14 protein-coding genes are annotated in these 15,978 nt (G+C 71.5%); 8 read left to right on the top strand and 6 right to left on the bottom strand.

What is annotated here, in order from left to right:
* Positions 1 to 562: 562 nt before the first annotated feature.
* Entirely contained in the window at positions 563 to 775 is a 213-nt protein-coding gene (locus ABD810_RS13435; protein ID WP_344938554.1) for a hypothetical protein, read from the bottom strand.
* A gap of 311 nt (positions 776 to 1,086) precedes the next feature.
* Between ABD810_RS13435 and ABD810_RS13430 the strand changes: the two genes are divergently transcribed.
* From ABD810_RS13430 to speB, 3 genes are all read left to right on the top strand, one after another.
* Positions 1,087 to 2,511 (top strand): erythromycin esterase family protein, encoded by a 1,425-nt coding sequence (locus ABD810_RS13430; RefSeq protein ID WP_344938552.1) that lies wholly within the window; start codon positions 1,087 to 1,089, stop codon positions 2,509 to 2,511.
* Positions 2,512 to 2,726: 215 nt separating this feature from the next.
* Complete coding sequence (locus tag ABD810_RS13425) at positions 2,727 to 3,368, top strand: AAA family ATPase (RefSeq protein WP_344938551.1); 642 nt, start codon at positions 2,727 to 2,729, stop codon at positions 3,366 to 3,368.
* A gap of 250 nt (positions 3,369 to 3,618) precedes the next feature.
* Positions 3,619 to 4,584 carry an agmatinase gene (gene speB / locus ABD810_RS13420; RefSeq protein ID WP_344938549.1) on the top strand — a complete coding sequence of 322 codons (966 nt, stop codon included), beginning with the start codon at positions 3,619 to 3,621 and terminating at the stop codon, positions 4,582 to 4,584.
* A gap of 49 nt (positions 4,585 to 4,633) precedes the next feature.
* On the opposite strand, the gene pcaG is transcribed toward speB, so the two are convergent.
* The 5 genes from pcaG to ABD810_RS13395 form a co-directional block, all read right to left on the bottom strand.
* Positions 4,634 to 5,245, bottom strand: coding sequence for a protocatechuate 3,4-dioxygenase subunit alpha (gene pcaG / locus ABD810_RS13415; RefSeq protein ID WP_344938547.1), 612 nt, complete (start codon positions 5,243 to 5,245; stop codon positions 4,634 to 4,636).
* A 96-nt stretch (positions 5,246 to 5,341) separates the two neighbouring features.
* Positions 5,342 to 6,139 carry a protocatechuate 3,4-dioxygenase subunit beta gene (gene pcaH, locus ABD810_RS13410; RefSeq protein ID WP_344938545.1) on the bottom strand — a complete coding sequence of 266 codons (798 nt, stop codon included), beginning with the start codon at positions 6,137 to 6,139 and terminating at the stop codon, positions 5,342 to 5,344.
* A 9-nt stretch (positions 6,140 to 6,148) separates the two neighbouring features.
* Positions 6,149 to 7,330 carry a thiolase family protein gene (locus tag ABD810_RS13405; RefSeq protein WP_344938543.1) on the bottom strand — a complete coding sequence of 394 codons (1,182 nt, stop codon included), beginning with the start codon at positions 7,328 to 7,330 and terminating at the stop codon, positions 6,149 to 6,151.
* A gap of 13 nt (positions 7,331 to 7,343) precedes the next feature.
* Positions 7,344 to 8,093: a CoA-transferase subunit beta gene (locus ABD810_RS13400; protein ID WP_344938541.1), complete on the bottom strand. Its 750-nt coding sequence runs from the start codon at positions 8,091 to 8,093 to the stop codon at positions 7,344 to 7,346.
* Positions 8,090 to 8,914 carry a CoA transferase subunit A gene (locus ABD810_RS13395; protein ID WP_344938538.1) on the bottom strand — a complete coding sequence of 275 codons (825 nt, stop codon included), beginning with the start codon at positions 8,912 to 8,914 and terminating at the stop codon, positions 8,090 to 8,092. Before ABD810_RS13395 ends, ABD810_RS13400 begins: the two co-directional genes overlap by 4 nt.
* Before the next feature lie 207 nt (positions 8,915 to 9,121).
* Between ABD810_RS13395 and ABD810_RS13390 the strand changes: the two genes are divergently transcribed.
* From ABD810_RS13390 to ABD810_RS13370, 5 genes are all read left to right on the top strand, one after another.
* Positions 9,122 to 10,786, top strand: a complete 1,665-nt coding sequence (locus ABD810_RS13390) for an IclR family transcriptional regulator domain-containing protein (protein ID WP_344938536.1) — start codon at positions 9,122 to 9,124, stop codon at positions 10,784 to 10,786.
* Positions 10,787 to 10,937: 151 nt separating this feature from the next.
* Positions 10,938 to 13,433, top strand: coding sequence for a PEP/pyruvate-binding domain-containing protein (locus tag ABD810_RS13385; RefSeq protein WP_344938534.1), 2,496 nt, complete (start codon positions 10,938 to 10,940; stop codon positions 13,431 to 13,433).
* A gap of 9 nt (positions 13,434 to 13,442) precedes the next feature.
* The gene (locus ABD810_RS13380; RefSeq protein WP_344938532.1) at positions 13,443 to 14,102 is read left to right on the top strand and encodes a TetR/AcrR family transcriptional regulator; all 660 of its coding nucleotides are present in this window, start codon (positions 13,443 to 13,445) and stop codon (positions 14,100 to 14,102) included.
* Between the two features lie 159 nt (positions 14,103 to 14,261).
* Positions 14,262 to 14,873 carry an RNA polymerase sigma factor gene (locus ABD810_RS13375; RefSeq protein ID WP_344938530.1) on the top strand — a complete coding sequence of 204 codons (612 nt, stop codon included), beginning with the start codon at positions 14,262 to 14,264 and terminating at the stop codon, positions 14,871 to 14,873.
* A complete protein-coding gene (locus ABD810_RS13370; RefSeq protein WP_344938528.1) occupies positions 14,866 to 15,885 on the top strand; it encodes a CU044_5270 family protein in 1,020 nt (339 codons plus the stop codon). Before ABD810_RS13375 ends, ABD810_RS13370 begins: the two co-directional genes overlap by 8 nt.
* Positions 15,886 to 15,978 lie beyond the last annotated feature (93 nt).

Genomic DNA, 15,978 nt, shown 5'->3' with positions numbered 1-15,978 from the left:
TGGGGGGCAGGTGCACGGACGCAGTGCAGCCCTGGAGAGTTGCGAGGAATAGCGAAAAAATGAACAGAGAATTGCAATAATCTTGCGTAGTATTGGCTGAATGTTACATACAGGCTACGGTCACGTCAACGGCCGGGAAGCAGCTTTCTCAACCGGCCGCCGTCAGGAGTGAGAAGGGGCCGGGACGGCCGTGCCGCGTGGGGCATCGCGACCTCGGCGGATGACGCGATGCCCGGCGCCCACCCACGCCGGGGGCCCGTAACCGGGGGCCGCGGGTCGTGGGGGCGAGGGGGACGTTGAGCGCCCGAATGCCCCCGCGAACCCCTACCGCCCGTGGCGGTATGTGGCGTAATGCACGCTCGGCCGCGACCACTCCGGCGACTTCGACTGGAGCGACTACTACCGCCGCTCCTTCTGACACGTAGAGACGTCTCCTCGCCTGACACCCGGAGACGGATGAACGGGGCCTGGGCCGCCGGCCCGTCGAGCGGTTCCGCGCCAGGCGGCGCTCATCTCACTTCGAATAGCGAAGTCGAGCGCCTGCCTGGCGCATTGGAGACCGTCATGCGTAAAGGAACCAGTAACCGTACTGGGGAGTGCATGTGTACGAGGTCCACCAACCGCTGTCGATGCCGAGGTTTCCGACGCGATGGCAGTCCCAGTCGTAATAGTAGACGTTTCGAAGTGTGGCGGCCTGCGCGGGCGTCACACCGACGGATACCGCCAGACCGGCGGCCAGGACGACCGAGGCGATCAGGGTTCGTACTGTGCGCATTAATTCTCCTCTGGCGTGCCGAATGATATTTCCGCGAGAAACACGCGGAGACACTTAATTGGAGTGGTGGGCACGGGAAGTATCGCATCGGGGATCACCTGGGGACAGGTCACCTCCGCCGGCTTTGGTTTCCCGGCCTTTGGATGACCTGGTAGGGCCGGCGTAGAAGGCGTACATGAACTGAAACGTTCATCGAACTCGGTGTTTCCGCCGGGACCGCCGCCCTCAGGTGCCACTCCCCGGGCGATTCCCATTCACGTGACGCATGTCCACGCGCCGGGTGGGCGGGCCGAAGCCCCGCCCGGCCGACATTGATCCACGTACTTGAAGGTTATCGCGGGGAATGGGCGGAACAAGAGATAAAAGTCTCAATAAGCTGGTTGAACGATAGGCTTGAAGGTGCTGGAAGCACACCAAGCAGAACGGGGTCCGCCATGACCACACGCCCTCACCTCCACGAAACCGGTTGGGCCTTCGCCGATGACGGTGGCGTCGAAGTCGCGTTCACGAAGTTCCTCCGATCGCTCACGACGACGCCCCGCCTTCTCGGCTTCGGGGAACCCATGCACGGGGAGGAGGCGTTTCCGCGGCTGCGAAACCGGTTGTTCCGGCACCTGGCCGAGCACGAGGGCTACCGGTCGATCGCGATCGAGAGCGACTATGTGGCCGGTCTGGAGGTCGACGAATTCGTCGCGCGGGGCGTGGGGTCACTTGATGACGTGATGCGGCGTGGCTTCAGCCACGGACTGGGAGAGTCGGCGGCCGATCGCGAGCTGGTCCATTGGATGAGGGAATACAACCAGGACCGTCCCGCCGCGGACAGGCTACGTTTCTTCGGGTTCGACGCACCTATCGAGATGACCGGTGCCGCCGGTCCCAGGAGTGTGCTGACCGCCCTTCACGGCTACCTCGCGGACCATGTGGACGCCGATCTGATCCCTTGTTCCCTCGACACGATCGATCGCCTGACCGGCGACGATGAGCGCTGGACCGCCCCTGAGGCGATCATGGACCCTTCCCGGTCGGTGGGGTCCTCCGCCGATGTCTCAGAACTGCGCCTGATCACCGATGACCTGCTGACCCTGCTCGTTTCGGAGTCACCACGCCTGGTCTCCGCGACGTCGCGCGACGATTGGTGGCAGGCGTGCCTGTTCGGCCGAACCGCCGCTGGGCTGCTTCGCTACCACACCGTGATGGCCGATCCGTCCGCGAGTCGCGTGGTGCGACTCATGGGCCTGCGGGACACGATGATGGCGGACAACCTCGGCGCCATTGTGGAGAGCCAGGCACAGCGAGGTCACACGCTGGTGTTCGCCCACAACCGCCACCTTCAGAAGGACAAGAGCCGCTGGACGCTACCGCCCGGCTGGGGGTCCTTGGAAGGCCGGACGCTGGAGTGGTGGAGCGCTGGAGCGATCGTCAGCGCGCAATTGGGCGACCAGTACGCCTTCGTGGCCTCGGCTCTGGGGGCCGCGCGGGGCCAGGGGCTCAACGTTCCGCGCGCGGACACGCTGGAGGGGGTCCTTTCCACCCTCCCGGAGAACCGTTACGTGATCGACTCGGCACGCCTGGCCACGGCTCTCGACGGCATGGGAACCGAACTCGCCCTGCGAACCGATGATTCGGTGAACTACGACTACTTCGCACTGGACCCGGATCATCTTAAGGAGACCGACGGAGTGGTGTTCATCAGGGACATCGCCGCAAGCTCACCTCACACGCCGGCAGCCGACTAGGCCGCCGGCGGGCCCGAGTGGCCGGCCACCCTTTGGAGGCCCTCCAGGCACTCTGGGCACCCATGTGCCGCCCACCCGGCCAAGGACCCACGAGGCGGTTACGGTCGGCGGCTTGAAACTCTGGGGCGGGCTCGTACGTTGCTCATGGTAACGGGCCCGATTGGACCGGTGATCTCCGTTAGCCTCCGGGCTCCCGAGCAGATGACGAGAGGTCAATGATCCCTGAGCCGACCATCCCGCGACCGGAGTACGAACCCCACCAGGTGCAGGTCATGGCCTCCGTAGAGGAGTTGCGCTACCGCGCCGGGTCGCTGGTGCTGCTCGCGGGGCTGCCCGGCGCCGGCAAGAGCACCCTGCTCGCACGCCTGTACGGGCTGAACGGTGACGAGAGGGTGCCGGTGGCCGCCGGCGATGTGCGGGTGGTCGACTCCCGCCAGTCGCGCAACTGGTGGGCACGCTACCTGGGGCCGGTCCCCTCCCGGGTCCGTACCCCCGTCGTGCACGCCACCCACGTGGCGCGCATCGCGCGCGCGGTCCTGCGCGGACACGCCGTCGTCGCCCACACCAGGGGCACCTGGCCGCACATTCTCTACGGCTTCGCCTGGCTGGCCCGCAGCCGTGGCGCCGCCATGCACCTGATCCTGCTCGACATCCCGCCGCAGACGGCCCGCGCCGGGCAGCACTCGCGCGGGCGGGTCGTCACCGCGGCCACCTTCGCCCGGCACTGCCGGCGCTGGCAGGTGCTCATGCGCCGTGCCCGTGCCGGCGGCCTGCCTCCGGCCGCGAGCGTCACCGTGCTCGACCGCGACGCCGCCGACCGTTTGTCCGACATCCGTTTCGACGACTTGTCGTATTGATGATGGTCGACGATCGCGGTGTCGCCGCCGGATTGGTGTACGGCTCGTTCGCGGCCGGCCTTCTGGCGTGGGACCGGTCCACCGCCTGGGCTCGTAGGCGCGGTCCGTCCGCCCGGCCTCTCCGGGCGGACGCGGCGGTGCGGCGACGGAGGCGTGACCGGTAGCTTGCGGGTCGGGGCGGTGTGCCCGTCCGTGACCCGCGGCGCCGGCGAGATGCCGGAGGCCGGCGACCTCGATTGGAGCCGCCACCATGACCGAGCCTCGAGGGCCGGTGGACTCATCGCGGGTCCCGCGCTTCGCGGGACCCGCCACCTTCGCGCGGCTGCCGCGCCTGGACGAGGTCGGCCGGTGCGACATCGCGGTGGTGGGGGTGCCGTTCGACGCCGGGGTCTCCTACCGGCCGGGCGCCAGATTCGGCCCGTCGGGGGTACGCGAGGCCAGCCGCCTGCTGCGGCCGTACAACCCGGGCCTGGACGTCTCCCCGTTCGCGGCCCTGCAGGTGGCCGACGCCGGGGACATCGCCTGCAACCCCTTCGACATCGGTGACGCCATCGAGACGATCGAGCACACCATGGGCGAGCTGATCTCCGATGGCACGCGGCCGCTCACCATCGGCGGCGACCACACCATCGCGCTGCCGCTGCTGCGCGCCCAGTCGCGACGGCACGGCCCGGTGGCGGTGCTCCACTTCGACGCGCATCTGGACACCTGGGACACCTATTTCGGCGCCGAGTACACCCACGGCACCCCGTTCCGCCGCGCGGTGGAGGAGGGACTGCTCGACACCGAGGCGCTCAGCCACGTCGGCACCCGGGGCCCTCTCTACGCCAAGAAGGACCTGGCGGAGGACCGCCGCCTCGGCTTCGGGATCGTCACCTCCGGAGATGTCCTGCGCAGGGGCGTGGACGAGGTGGTGGACGCTCTCCGGCAGCGGATCGGCGACCGCCCGCTCTACGTCTCGGTCGACATCGACGTGCTGGACCCCGCGCACGCCCCCGGCACCGGCACCCCGGAAGCCGGTGGCCTGACCAGCCGTGAGCTCCTGGAGATCCTGCGCGGCCTGGCCGGCGCCAACCTGGTCGGCGCGGACGTCGTCGAGGTCGCCCCGGCCTACGACCACGCCGAGATCACCTCGATCGCGGCGTCGCATGTCGCCTATGACCTGATCGGCCTGCTCGCCCTCACCGGCAAGGGACTGCCTTCGTGGCGGCACTGACCGGCAGGCTCCAACTGATCGCACAGGCTACTGCGCACAGGTTCACCGGTCAGTCGAAGGTGAGGAAGACCGTCTCCTCGTGGACGCCGTCGTGCTGGAGGCGGATGTCGAAGCGGTGGACGCGGTCGCGTTCCGCGGTGGCGAGCAAAGTGGCGCGGCGTTCCGGGGGGAGCGAGGCCAGCAGGGGCTCGGTGGCGGGGTCGGCCAGTTCCGGCAGGTAGGCCCGGGTGTAGAGGTGGTGCACCAGGCCCCGGGCGAAGACGCACACCGAGATGTACGGCGCGCCGCCCGGCGGAACGGTTCGCACCGCGTAGTGGCCGTCGGCGTCCGTGGCGACGCGGGCGAAGCCGGTGAAGTCCAGGCCGGTACGGCCGATCACCGCGCCGGTGACCGGGTCCCGGCGCAGCGATCCGGGAGATCCGGCCCGCGACCCGTCGGCGGCGGGCTGCCAGAACTCCAGCATGGCGTCCGGCACGGGCTCCCCGGCACCGTCGTAGACCCGGCCGTGGACGGTGATGGCGCCGGGGTGCTCGGCCGGGACGATGTCCCCGCCTCCGGCGAACGGCAGCGCGTACCCGTAGAAGGGACCGACGGTCTGGGACGGCGTGGGCGGGCGCGTCATGGGTTCGCCGTGGCCGGCCTCGGGCGTGGTCTGCGTCATGGGCGCACCGTGTTTCGGGTCGGGCGGGTCTGCGTCATCGGTTCACCGCGGGTCTCGTCAGGTGTGGTCTGCGTCTTCGGTTCACCGCGGGTCCCGTCAGGTGGGGTCTGCGTCATCGGGGTCCTCGGTCCAGGTCGCCGTGGGGCCGGAGAGGACGATGTCCCAGCGGTAGCCGAGTGACCATTCCGGGGTGGACAGGTCGTGGTCGTAGCCGGCGACCAGGCGGGAGCGGGCGGCGTCGTCGGTGACCGACTGCATGATGGGGTCGTAGACGAACAGCGGGTCGCCCGGGAAGTACATCTGGGTGACCAGGCGCTGGGTGAAGGCGGTGCCGAACAGCGAGAAGTGGATGTGCGCCGGCCGCCAGGCGTTGACGTGGTTGCGCCAGGGGTAGGCGCCCGGCTTGACCGTGGTGAACGCGTACCTTCCCTGGTCGTCGGTCAGGCAGCGGCCGACGCCGGTGAAGTTGGGATCGAGCGGCGCCGGGTGCTGGTCACGCTGGTGTGCGTACCGCCCCGAGGCGTTGGCCTGCCAGATCTCGACGAGCTGGCCGCGCACCGGGCGGCCGTCGCCGTCCAGCACCCGCCCGGTGACCCTGATCCGCTCGCCCAGCGGCTCCCCGACGTGCTGCCGGGTGAGGTCGGAGTCGAGGTCGGTGATGTCGGTGACGCCGAAGACCGGACCGCTGAGCTCCACGGCGTCGGGGTCGGTCAGGGCGACGAGGGGCTGCCGCGGGTGGCGCAGGACGGTGCTGCGGTAGGGCGCGTAGTCGCGGTCCGGGTGGTGGCGGCGCGGTGCGCCGTCCTGGACGGCCTTCTCATAGGCCTGTCGCGCCTGGGCGATCTCGGCGCTGATGATCTCCTGCGTGGGTGGCGCCGTGGGGCGGGTCGTCATGGGTGCCTGTTACCTTTCGAGGACCAGGGCGATGCCCTGTCCGACGCCGATACAGAGGGCCGCCAGACCGGTGCCGGAGCCGGCGGCGGCGAGCTGGTGGGCGACCGCGCCGGCCAGGCGTGCGCCGGAGGCGCCGAGCGGGTGGCCGATGGCGATGGCGCCACCGCGAGGGTTGACGATCGCGGGGTCGAGGTCAGGCCAGGCGGCCAGGCAGCCCAGCGCCTGGGCGGCGAACGCCTCGTTGAGCTCGAAGACGGCCAGGTCGCCGAATCCCTTTCCCGCGCGGTCCAGCGCCCGCCGGACCGCCTCGACCGGGCCGAGCCCGTAGTACTGCGGTTCGACGGCGGTGACGGCCGAGGCCCGGATCCGGGCGAGGGGCTCGCGCCCGAGAGCCCGCAGCCCGTCCTCGTCGCACAGCAGCAGGGCCGCCGCGCCGTCGTTGAGCGGCGAGGAGTTGCCCGCGGTGACGGTGCCGCCGTCGGTGCGGAAGGCGGGCTTGAGCCTGGCCAGGGACGCGAGCGAGGTGTCGTCGCGGATGGCCTCGTCGCGCGGCAGGTCCGTTCCCTCGACGGCGATGATCTCGCCCTCGTAGGCGCCGTCCTTCCACGCACGCGCCGCCTTCTCATGGCTGGCGAGCGCGAAGGCGTCCTGCCGCTCTCGGGTGATCTCGTACTTGTCGGCGATCAGCTCGGCGCCCTCGCCGAGGGCGACGGTCCACTCGGCCGGCATGCGGGGGTTCACCATGCGCCAGCCCAGGGTGGTGGAGTACAGCTCCTGGTGGCCGGCCGGGAAGGCGCGCTCGGGCTTGGGCAGCACCCAGGGAGCGCGCGACATGGATTCGACGCCGCCCGCCACCGCGATGGAGGCGTCGCCGGTGGCGACCGCCCGGTATGCCTGGATGACGGCTTCGAGCCCGGATCCGCACAGCCGGTTGACCGTGGTGCCGGGGACGGTGACCGGGAGCCCGGCCAGCAGTACGGCCATGCGGGCGACGTCGCGGTTGTCCTCCCCGGCGCCGTTGGCGTTGCCGAAGAAGACGTCGTCGATCCGCTCCGGGTCCAGTCGCGGCGTGCGGTCCGCCAGCGCTCGTACGACCCGGGCGGCCAGGTCGTCGGGACGGACGCGCGACAGCGCGCCGCCGTACTTGCCGAACGGGGTGCGGACGGCGTCGACGATGTAGACGTCGGTCATGTGTCGCTCTCCTTCAGGCGGCAGTCAGTGCGCGCAGGGCGGCGAGCTCGTGATCGGACGGGGGCTCGGTGGTGCCGACGTGGCCCGCGGTCCTCAGCGGCCAGCCGGTGGCGGCGCGTGCGCGGTCCACGGTGACGCCCGGATGCACGTCGGTGAGGACGAACTCGGAGGTCTCAGGATCGGGGCGCAGGATGCCGAGGTCGGTGATGACGGCGACCGGGCCCCTGCCGCGCAGGCCGAGACGCTCGCGGTCGCCTCGTCCGGAGCCGTGCCCGATGGAGGTGATGAAGTGCAGCTTGTCCACGAAGTTGCGGGTGGAGTGCCGCAGCACGATGAGGACCTCGCCGCAGTTGGCCGCGATCTCCGGCGCTCCGCCCGCTCCCGGGAGCCTGCTCGGGGGGCGGTCGGGGCCGCGGTCGACGAAGGTGGTGTTGATGTTGGCGAACCGGTCGAGCTGGGCCGCTCCGAGGAAGCCGACGTCGATCCGCCCGGTCTGCAGCCAGTAGTTGAACATCTCGGGCACGGATACCACGGCGTCGGCGGTCTCGGCGAGCTCACCGTCCCCGATGGACAGCGGCAGCCTGGTCGGCTTGGCGCCGAGGGCGCCGGACTCGTAGATCAGCACCAGGTCGGGCCGGATGGTGTGGCGGGCGAGGTTGGCGGCGGTGCTGGGCAGGCCGATGCCGACGAAGCAGGTGCGCGCCCCGGCCAGCGCACGGGCGGCGTTCACGGTCATCAGCTCGTCGGGGGTGCAGTCGCTCATCTGCTGAGCACCCCCTCGCTCGCCAGGATGTTCGCCTGGACCCACGCGGTGAACTTGTCGCGGTCCCTGGAGATCGGATCCCACGCCTGGTAGAAGTCGTTGTCGCGGACCGAGTATCCGGCGGTGTAGGACGGGTGGGCGCCGCCGGGCACCCGCGCGACGGCGGTGACCACCCAGCCGGGCAGGACGACCCCTCCCGGGCGCGGGCTCAGCTCGTCGACGATCTCCTCGACGGTGACGAGCACCCGCTCGGCCGCGAGCGCGGCCTCCTTCTGCACGCCGGTCAGGCCCCACATCTGGACGTTGCCGTCGCGGTCGGCCTGCTGGGCGTGGATCACGGTGACATCGGGGTTGAGCGCCGCGACGGCGGCCAGCTCTTCGCCGGTGAACGGGCAGGTCACGGTGGAGATGGTGTCGCTGCGGCCGGCCAGGTCCGTGCCCCGGTAGCCGCGCAGCACCGCGAAGGGCAGGCCGGAGGCGCCGGCGACGTAGCGGTTGGCCATGCCGGCGTGGCTGTGCTCGTCGAGCTCCAGGGGTCGCGGCCAGCCGTTCTCCACCGCATCTCTGAAGCGGTGAAGAGACCCGACGCCCGGGTTGCCGCCCCAGGAGAAGATCAGCTTCTTCACCAGGCCGGCACCGATGAGCTGGTCATAGATCACGTCGGGGGTCATACGGATCAGCGTGAGGTCGGTGATCCCCTGACGGATGATCTCGTGGCCGGCGGCGAACGGGATGAGGTGGGTGAACCCCTCCATGGCGACGGTGTCCCCGTCATGGATCAGCTCTGCGACCGCCTCGGGGAGCGTACGGATCTCAGTCATGTCTCTCGCCCTCGCGCCGTACGAGCCGTCGGCGTCATATCCGTCCTTTGCCAGTTGTTCGCCTGGCGAACTTTAGTTCATTATTGTCGGGACAAAGTCTGATCCTCGGCGGCGGAGCTGTCAATCGCCGGGGGCGGTACCGTTCCCGGCGAAGGTGCCCCGACGTGGAGAGCGCATGACGGACCAGATCGGCGTGGCAAGCGTGTGATGGACCCGATCATCGGCGCGCCGCCGCCCCAGGACGCGGTGGGTCCGCTGATCCGGGGCCTCGCGGTGCTGCGCCTGCTGGCCCGGGCCCACGGCCGGCGCGGCGTGGGCGACCTCGTTCGTGACACCGGGCTGGCACGCTCCACGGTCGACCGGATTCTCAGCACCCTCGCCCGGATCGGCTACGTCCGGCTGGACGGCCGCGACGCCGTGCTCACCCCCCTGCTGATGGAGCTCGGCAACGCCTACCTCGCCGCGTCCTCGCTGCCGGGCCTGCTGGGTCCGCTCGCGGACCGGCTCGCCGGTGAGCTGGACGAGTCGGTCTCGCTCGCCGTCCCCGACCGCGACGGTGTGCGGTTCGTGCACCGGGCGGACCGCAGGCGGGCGATGTCGGTCGCCTTCCACGTCGGCGACCTGCTTCCGGCCGAGTGCGGGGCGATCGGGGCGCTGTTCGCCGCGGAGTGGTCACAGGACGACTGGTGGCGCTGGCGGGCGCGGCGGGAGGCCGATCCCGGCAACGCCGCGTTCCCCGTCGTGCCACGGGGCGCCGAGCACGGCGCGGCGTCGTTCGAGGAGCGGATCGCCGGCGCCCGGCGCGACGGCTGGTCCCTGGACGACCAGCTCATCGAGCCGGGGCTGGTCGCCATCGCCGCGCCGGTCCGGGACGGAACAGGGCGCCTGGTGTGCGCGGCCGGCGTGGTCAGCCACACCAGCAGGCACAGCGCCGCGTCGTTGCGGGACGCGGTGCTGCCACCGCTGCGCAGGACGGTCGCGGCGATGGAGGACGCGCTCGCCTCCGCCGTCCCGGCGCCCGTCCCGCCGTCCGCCGTCCCCGCCGCGTCCCAGGCGCGTACGTCGAAGCGGGAGCTGGGCCCGGAGTTCGTGGAGTCGCTCGCCCGGGGCCTCGGCGTGCTCACGGCCTTCGAGGAGACGCCACGCGCGGGGCGGGGCGGGGCGACGCTCAGCGCTCTGACCGAGGCCACGGGACTGTCGCGGGCGGCCGTGCGGCGGTCCCTGACCACGTTGTGCCGGCTTGGCTACGTGGCCGAGGAGGGGAAGCTGTTCGGCCTCACGCCCCGGCTGCTGGAGCTGGGCTTCGCCCGCCTGTCCACGCAGACGCTGCCCCAGATCGCCCAGCCGCACCTGACGTGGCTGGCCAGGCGGGTGGGCGACTCGGCGTCGATGGCGGTCCTCGCCGGAGACGACATCCAGTACGTGGCCCGGGTGCCCATGGTGCGCATCATGAGCGTCGACATCACCCCCGGCACCAGGTTCCCGGCGTACGCGACGTCCATGGGGCGGGTCCTGCTGGCGGGCCTGCCGCCGGACCGCCGTGCCGCGTCCCTGGCCCGTACGGACCCGCGTCCGCTGACCCGGCACACGGTCACCTCGCCCGAACGGCTCGCCGCTCTGGTGGAGGAGGCGGGCCGCGAAGGATACGCCCTGGTGGACCAGGAGCTGGAGGAAGGGCTGCGGTCCGCCGCCGTCCCGGTGCGCGACCGTACGGGCAGTGTGGTCGCCGCCGTCAACGTCTCGATGCACGCCGGCCGCGGGACCGCCGAGCAGGCCCGCGAGAGCGTGCTGCCGTCGCTGCGGGAGGCGGCGGCGCGCATCGAGGAGGACCTGCGCGTGGCGGGGCGCTTCGCGCGGATCTCGCTCGGCTGACCCGCCGGGGCGGGTCAGCGGCCGGCCCACGGGACGACCGGCCCCATAGTGAACGTTGCGTACCCAATGGTCGAGCACTATTGTCCATTCCCGCCGGGGTGCGGGCCGCCGCTCGGGTCCGTGATCCAGAAGGGACCAAGGAGGCACGTCCGTGAAGGAGCAGCTCGTCGCGCCGTTACGCGCGTTCGGCAGGAACGACCTCGCGCTCGCCGGGGGCAAAGGCGCCAACCTCGGCGAACTCATCACGAACGGCTTCCCCGTCCCGGACGGGTTCCTGATCACCACGCGGGCCTACACCGCGATCGTCGGCAGCGCCGGCCTGGGCGCCCGCATCACCGCGCTGCTCACGGACTGCGGCGATGACGGCGCCGCCATCCGCGCGGCCTTCGCGTCCGCCGGCATCCCCGGCGAGCTGCGCGCGGACATCACACGCGCGTACGCGGAGCTCGGCGGCGGGCCGGTCGCCGTACGCTCCAGCGCCACCGCCGAGGACCTGCCCGGAGCGGCGTTCGCCGGCCAGCAGGACACCTACCTCAACGTCATCGGCGAGGACGCGTTGCTCGACGCCGTACGCCACTGCTGGGGGTCGCTCTGGACCGACCGGGCCATCGCCTACCGCCGCAGGCGCGGCGTCGACTCCGGCGAGGTGCGCATCGCCGTGGTCGTCCAGAGCATGGTCCAGGCCGAGACCGCGGGGGTGATGTTCACCGCCAACCCGGTCACCGGCGATCGCGGGGAGACCGTGATCGACGCGAGCAGCGGCCTCGGCGAGGCCGTCGTGTCCGGCCTGGTCACCCCCGACCACTACGTGCTGGACGCCCAGGGCAGGGTCCGGGAGAGATCCCCCGGGCGGCGGGAGGTCGTCATCAGGGGCGCGGAGGGCGGCGGGGTCACCCACGAACCCGGGGGAGACGCGGAGGCCCGGCCCTTGCCCGGCGAGGTCCTGGAGGAGCTGGCCCGGCTGGGCGCCTCGGCCGCCCGCCACTTCGGCCGCCCCCAGGACATCGAGTGGGCCTACGCGGACGGTCACGTACGGCTGCTGCAGGCGCGGCCGATGACCGCGCTCCCACCGCCTCCGGTGCGGCTCAACCGCCTGCAGCGCCGCCTCGGATCGATCCTCACCGAGTACGTTCCCTGGCGTCCCTATCCGATCGACATGACGACCTGGCTGCCTCATGGCCCCGCGGGTCTCATGGGCAAGGTGGTGGGGAGCATCGGGATCAGGAACGTCTTCCAGGACTTCCTCACCGAGGAGGACGGCGTCGTCGTCCGGCTCGTCCCGCCCGCTCCCCATCCCACACTGCGGACGTTCGCGGCCCCCTTCCGCATCGCCTCCCGGGCGCGGCGCCACGATCCGGCCCGGTGGACCGAGGATCCGCGCTTCGCCGCGTTCCTGGAGAACACGCGCAAGCTCGCCGCGCGAGACCTGCGCACGATGCCCTGGAAGCGGCTCATCGCCGTGCCGCGGGAGTCCCTGGCCCTGGTCGAGCCGGTCGCCGACCTGCGCATCGACTACCTGCCGCGTACCGGTCTCTCGCTGCTGCGGCTGCTCATCGTGGTGAAGGCGCTCGGGCGCGGCCCGCTGTTCGGCGATCTGGTCCTCGGCGCCCGGACACGCACCGAGGACGCCAACCGCGCGCTGGAGACCCTCGCCGAGCGGGTGCGCGAGACTCCCGCGCTCCGTGACGCCTTCGCCAAGCTGGAACCCGACCGGCTGGCGGACCTGACGGCCCGCGATCCGGAGTTCGGCGCGTTCCGCGGCGCGTTCGAGGAGTTCCTGGCGGAGTACGGGCACCGCGAGACCGCGAGCCCGATCCTGGTCTCCCCGCCCACCTTGGGGGAGGCTCCGGAGACGGTCCTCGGGCTGGTCAAGCTGCTGGCCGGCAGACCTCCCTCGCCTGCGGGCGCCGACCGTGCCGACCAGGCGCTGAAGCGGCTGCTCGCCCACCCGCTCCTGCGGACCGCCGCGATGCGTTCCCGCGTGCGGCGCTGGGTCGAGGCGGCACGCGCGGGCGTCGCGTTCCGCGAGGACTCCCACTTCTACTTCACCCAGCCGTTGCCCGTCCTGCGCCGCTCCCTGCTGGAGATCGGCCGCCGGCTGCGAGACGCGGGGGTGCTGGCCACGCCCGAGGACGTGTTCCACCTGCGGCTGGAGGAGCTGGAGGGCATCGCCGACCTGCCGGGACTCGCCGAGCCGCACGCCGAGACGCTGCGCGCGGCCGTACGGACCCGATCGGCCAGGCGCGAGGAGCTCGCGGGCGTCCGGCTCATCGACCCGCACGCGATCTTCCCGCCGGGACCCGACGACGGCGACGCGCTGGTCGCCGGCACCCCCGGTGGCGGTGGCACGGCGAGTGGCCGGGTCAAGGTCATCCGCGACCCGGCCGAGTTCGGCAAGCTGAGCGACGGCGACGTCCTGGTCTGTCCCTACACCAACCCGTCCTGGACACCGTTGTTCCAGCGCGCCGCGGCCGTGGTGGTCGACTCGGGGGGCATCGCCTCCCACGCCGCGATCGTCGCCCGCGAGTACGGCCTGCCGGCCGTCATGGGCGCCGCCACGGCGACGACCGTGCTGCAGGACGGGCAGATGGTGACGGTCGACGGCGGCACCGGCCGCGTCACCTCAGCCGACGCCGGTGGTTCGTAGGATCTCCTCATGGCCTCCGAACCCGGCGCCGGCCCAGGAAGGCCGGCCCCCGACCACCACGACGGGCCGGCCGTCGACCACCGCAAGCTGCCCCGCAGGCGCGGTCAGGCGCTCAACGAGGCCATCTTCCAGGCGACCCTGGACGAGCTCGCCGAGGGCGGCTACGCGAAGCTCACCATGGAGCGCGTCGCCGAGCGGGCCAGGGCGAGCAAGGCATCGCTGTACCGCCGCTGGCCGACCCGCGTCGAGCTGGCGATGGAGGCCGTCTACCACGCCCTTCCCGACCCCGCCTCGCCGCCCGACACCGGAACCCTGCGCGGCGACCTGCTCGCCGGCCTGCGGCGCACCGCCGACGTGCTGGCCGGGCCGGCGGGGGAGGCGATGCGCGGCCTGCTCAGCGACGTCCTGCGCGATCACGCCCGCACCATCGAGGTGCGCCGGCACCATCAGGGAGCGGGCCGCAGGCTCATGCAGGAGATCACCCGCCGGGCGGTGGAGCGCGGCGAGATCGACGCCGCGGCCGTCACCCCGCGCCGCCTGGAAGCGGGACAGGCGATGCTCCGCAGCCACTTCCTCTTCAACGGCGTGCCCATACCCGACGAGGTGATCGTGGAGATCGTCGACGAGATCCTGATGCCGGCCTTCCACGCCGGTCCCGCCCGATCCTGAACGCGGTGCCGGCCCCTTCGCAGGGTGCCGGAGATGCGAGGCGGTGGCGATACTGGGCGGTGGCACGCGGTCCCCGTGAACCCGATTGCCCGGAACGGGTGATAAGGGGTGACACGCCCCCACCTGGAGAAGGTAGAGGCCCGATGAGCGGAGCCCTGTTTGATCACCGACGCGCACAGCGCAGAGACGTCGGACCAGACCGACGACGCAGAGTTGATCCGGCGGTCCTGGGACGATCCGGCCCTGTTCGCGGCACTTTTCGACCGACATGCGCCGCACCTTCACCGTTACGTCACCCGCAGGCTGGGTGACGCCCTGTCGGACGACATCGTCGCCGACACCTTCCTCGCCGCCTTCAGGCGCCGCAAGGGCTACGACGTGACCCGTCGAGATGCCCGCCCCTGGCTGTACGGCATCGCCGCCAACCTCATCGGCAAGCACCGCCGGACGGAGGTCCGCTGCTACCGCGCGCTGGCTCGTGTCGGCGTGGACGCGGTGGCCGAGACCTACGCCGAACGCGTGGAGGCGAGGGTGAGCGCCGCCGCCGCGCACCGGGCACTGGCGGGAGCGCTCGCGAAGCTCTCCACGGGCGACCGTGAGGTGCTCCTGCTGATCGCGTGGGCGGATCTCAGCTACGAAGAGGTCGCCGATGCGCTCGGCATCGCCGTCGGCACGGTGCGCTCGCGGCTCCACCGGGCCAGGAAACAGACGCGCACCGCGCTCGGCGGCGTCGATCCCACCGCTTTCAAGGAGGAGTTGGGCCGTGGATGACCTGACAATGCTCAGTGAGTTCCGCGTCGAGGTGCCCGAGCCGGACGCCGCGCGGCTGGCGTCCACCCGCGCTCGCCTGGTGGCCGGAACGGGCCACGCGGGCCATGCCGGACGCACGGTCGGAGCGGGCGGCAGGCGAAAGCCCTTCTGGAACCGGCCCGTCCTGCTCGCCGGCGCCTTCGGTGTCGTGGCCGCCCTGGTGCTGGCCTTCGTCCGGTTCGGCCCTACCGGCGACGCGACCCGTCCGCCGGTCGCGGAGCGGTACGCCAGCACGGCGGTGGTGCTGGAGCAGGCGGCGCTGGTCGCCGAGACCCGCTCGACCGGTTCTGCTCCGCGTCCGAACCAGTGGCAGTACAGCAAGGTCCTCGACAGGCAGCCCAACGGGGACCCGGGCGACCGCGACCACAGGGAGAGCTGGATCCGCTACGACGGGAAGCAGACGGCCGGCTACGACGAGGCGGGGCAGGTGACGGTCTCCGACCACCCGCCGGACCCCGGCGACGACGACCTCTCGCCGATGCGGTACGCCGAGAAGCTCCGCAAGCTGCCCACCGACCCGGCCAAGCTCCTCGCGCATGTACGGGGAGACCGGCACTGGGTCGACTATCCGGTCGAGGAGAAGTCGCCAAAGGGCGAGCAGGTGGCCCGGGCGGAGACTCCCGACGAGCGCGCGTTCCGGGTGCTCTCCCTCTACCTGCAGCAGCAGGCGGTCATGCCGCCGAAGCTGGAGGCGGCGATGTACCGCGCGCTGGCGCAGATTCCCGGGGTCCGGGTCCAGCTCGATGTCGAGGACGGTGCGGGCCGGAGGGGCATGGGCCTCTTCCGCGAGTACAGCGACGCCATGCGTACCTATTTCATCCTGGACGAGAAGACCTACCGCTACCTCGGCATGCGGATGGTCTGGTTCCGTGACCAGTACATGGGATCCGAGCTGGTGACCCGTGCGGGAAGCGTCTGGACGGTCACCCAGCTGGCCTCGGCCATCGTCGACAAGCCCGGGCAGCGCCCATAGGGAACGGGCGGTTACCGGCCCGCCCGGGGGCGGGGCCGGTCTCCGCCGGATACGAGTGGCCGAAGCCTGGGCGGGGACGGGCACCGCCGGGTA

Source organism: Sphaerisporangium flaviroseum (genome assembly GCF_039537005.1).
Lineage (GTDB): Bacteria > Actinomycetota > Actinomycetes > Streptosporangiales > Streptosporangiaceae > Sphaerisporangium > Sphaerisporangium flaviroseum.
The sequence above is the reverse complement of the archived record's forward strand: the minus strand, read 5'-3'. Positions and strand labels throughout refer to the sequence as shown.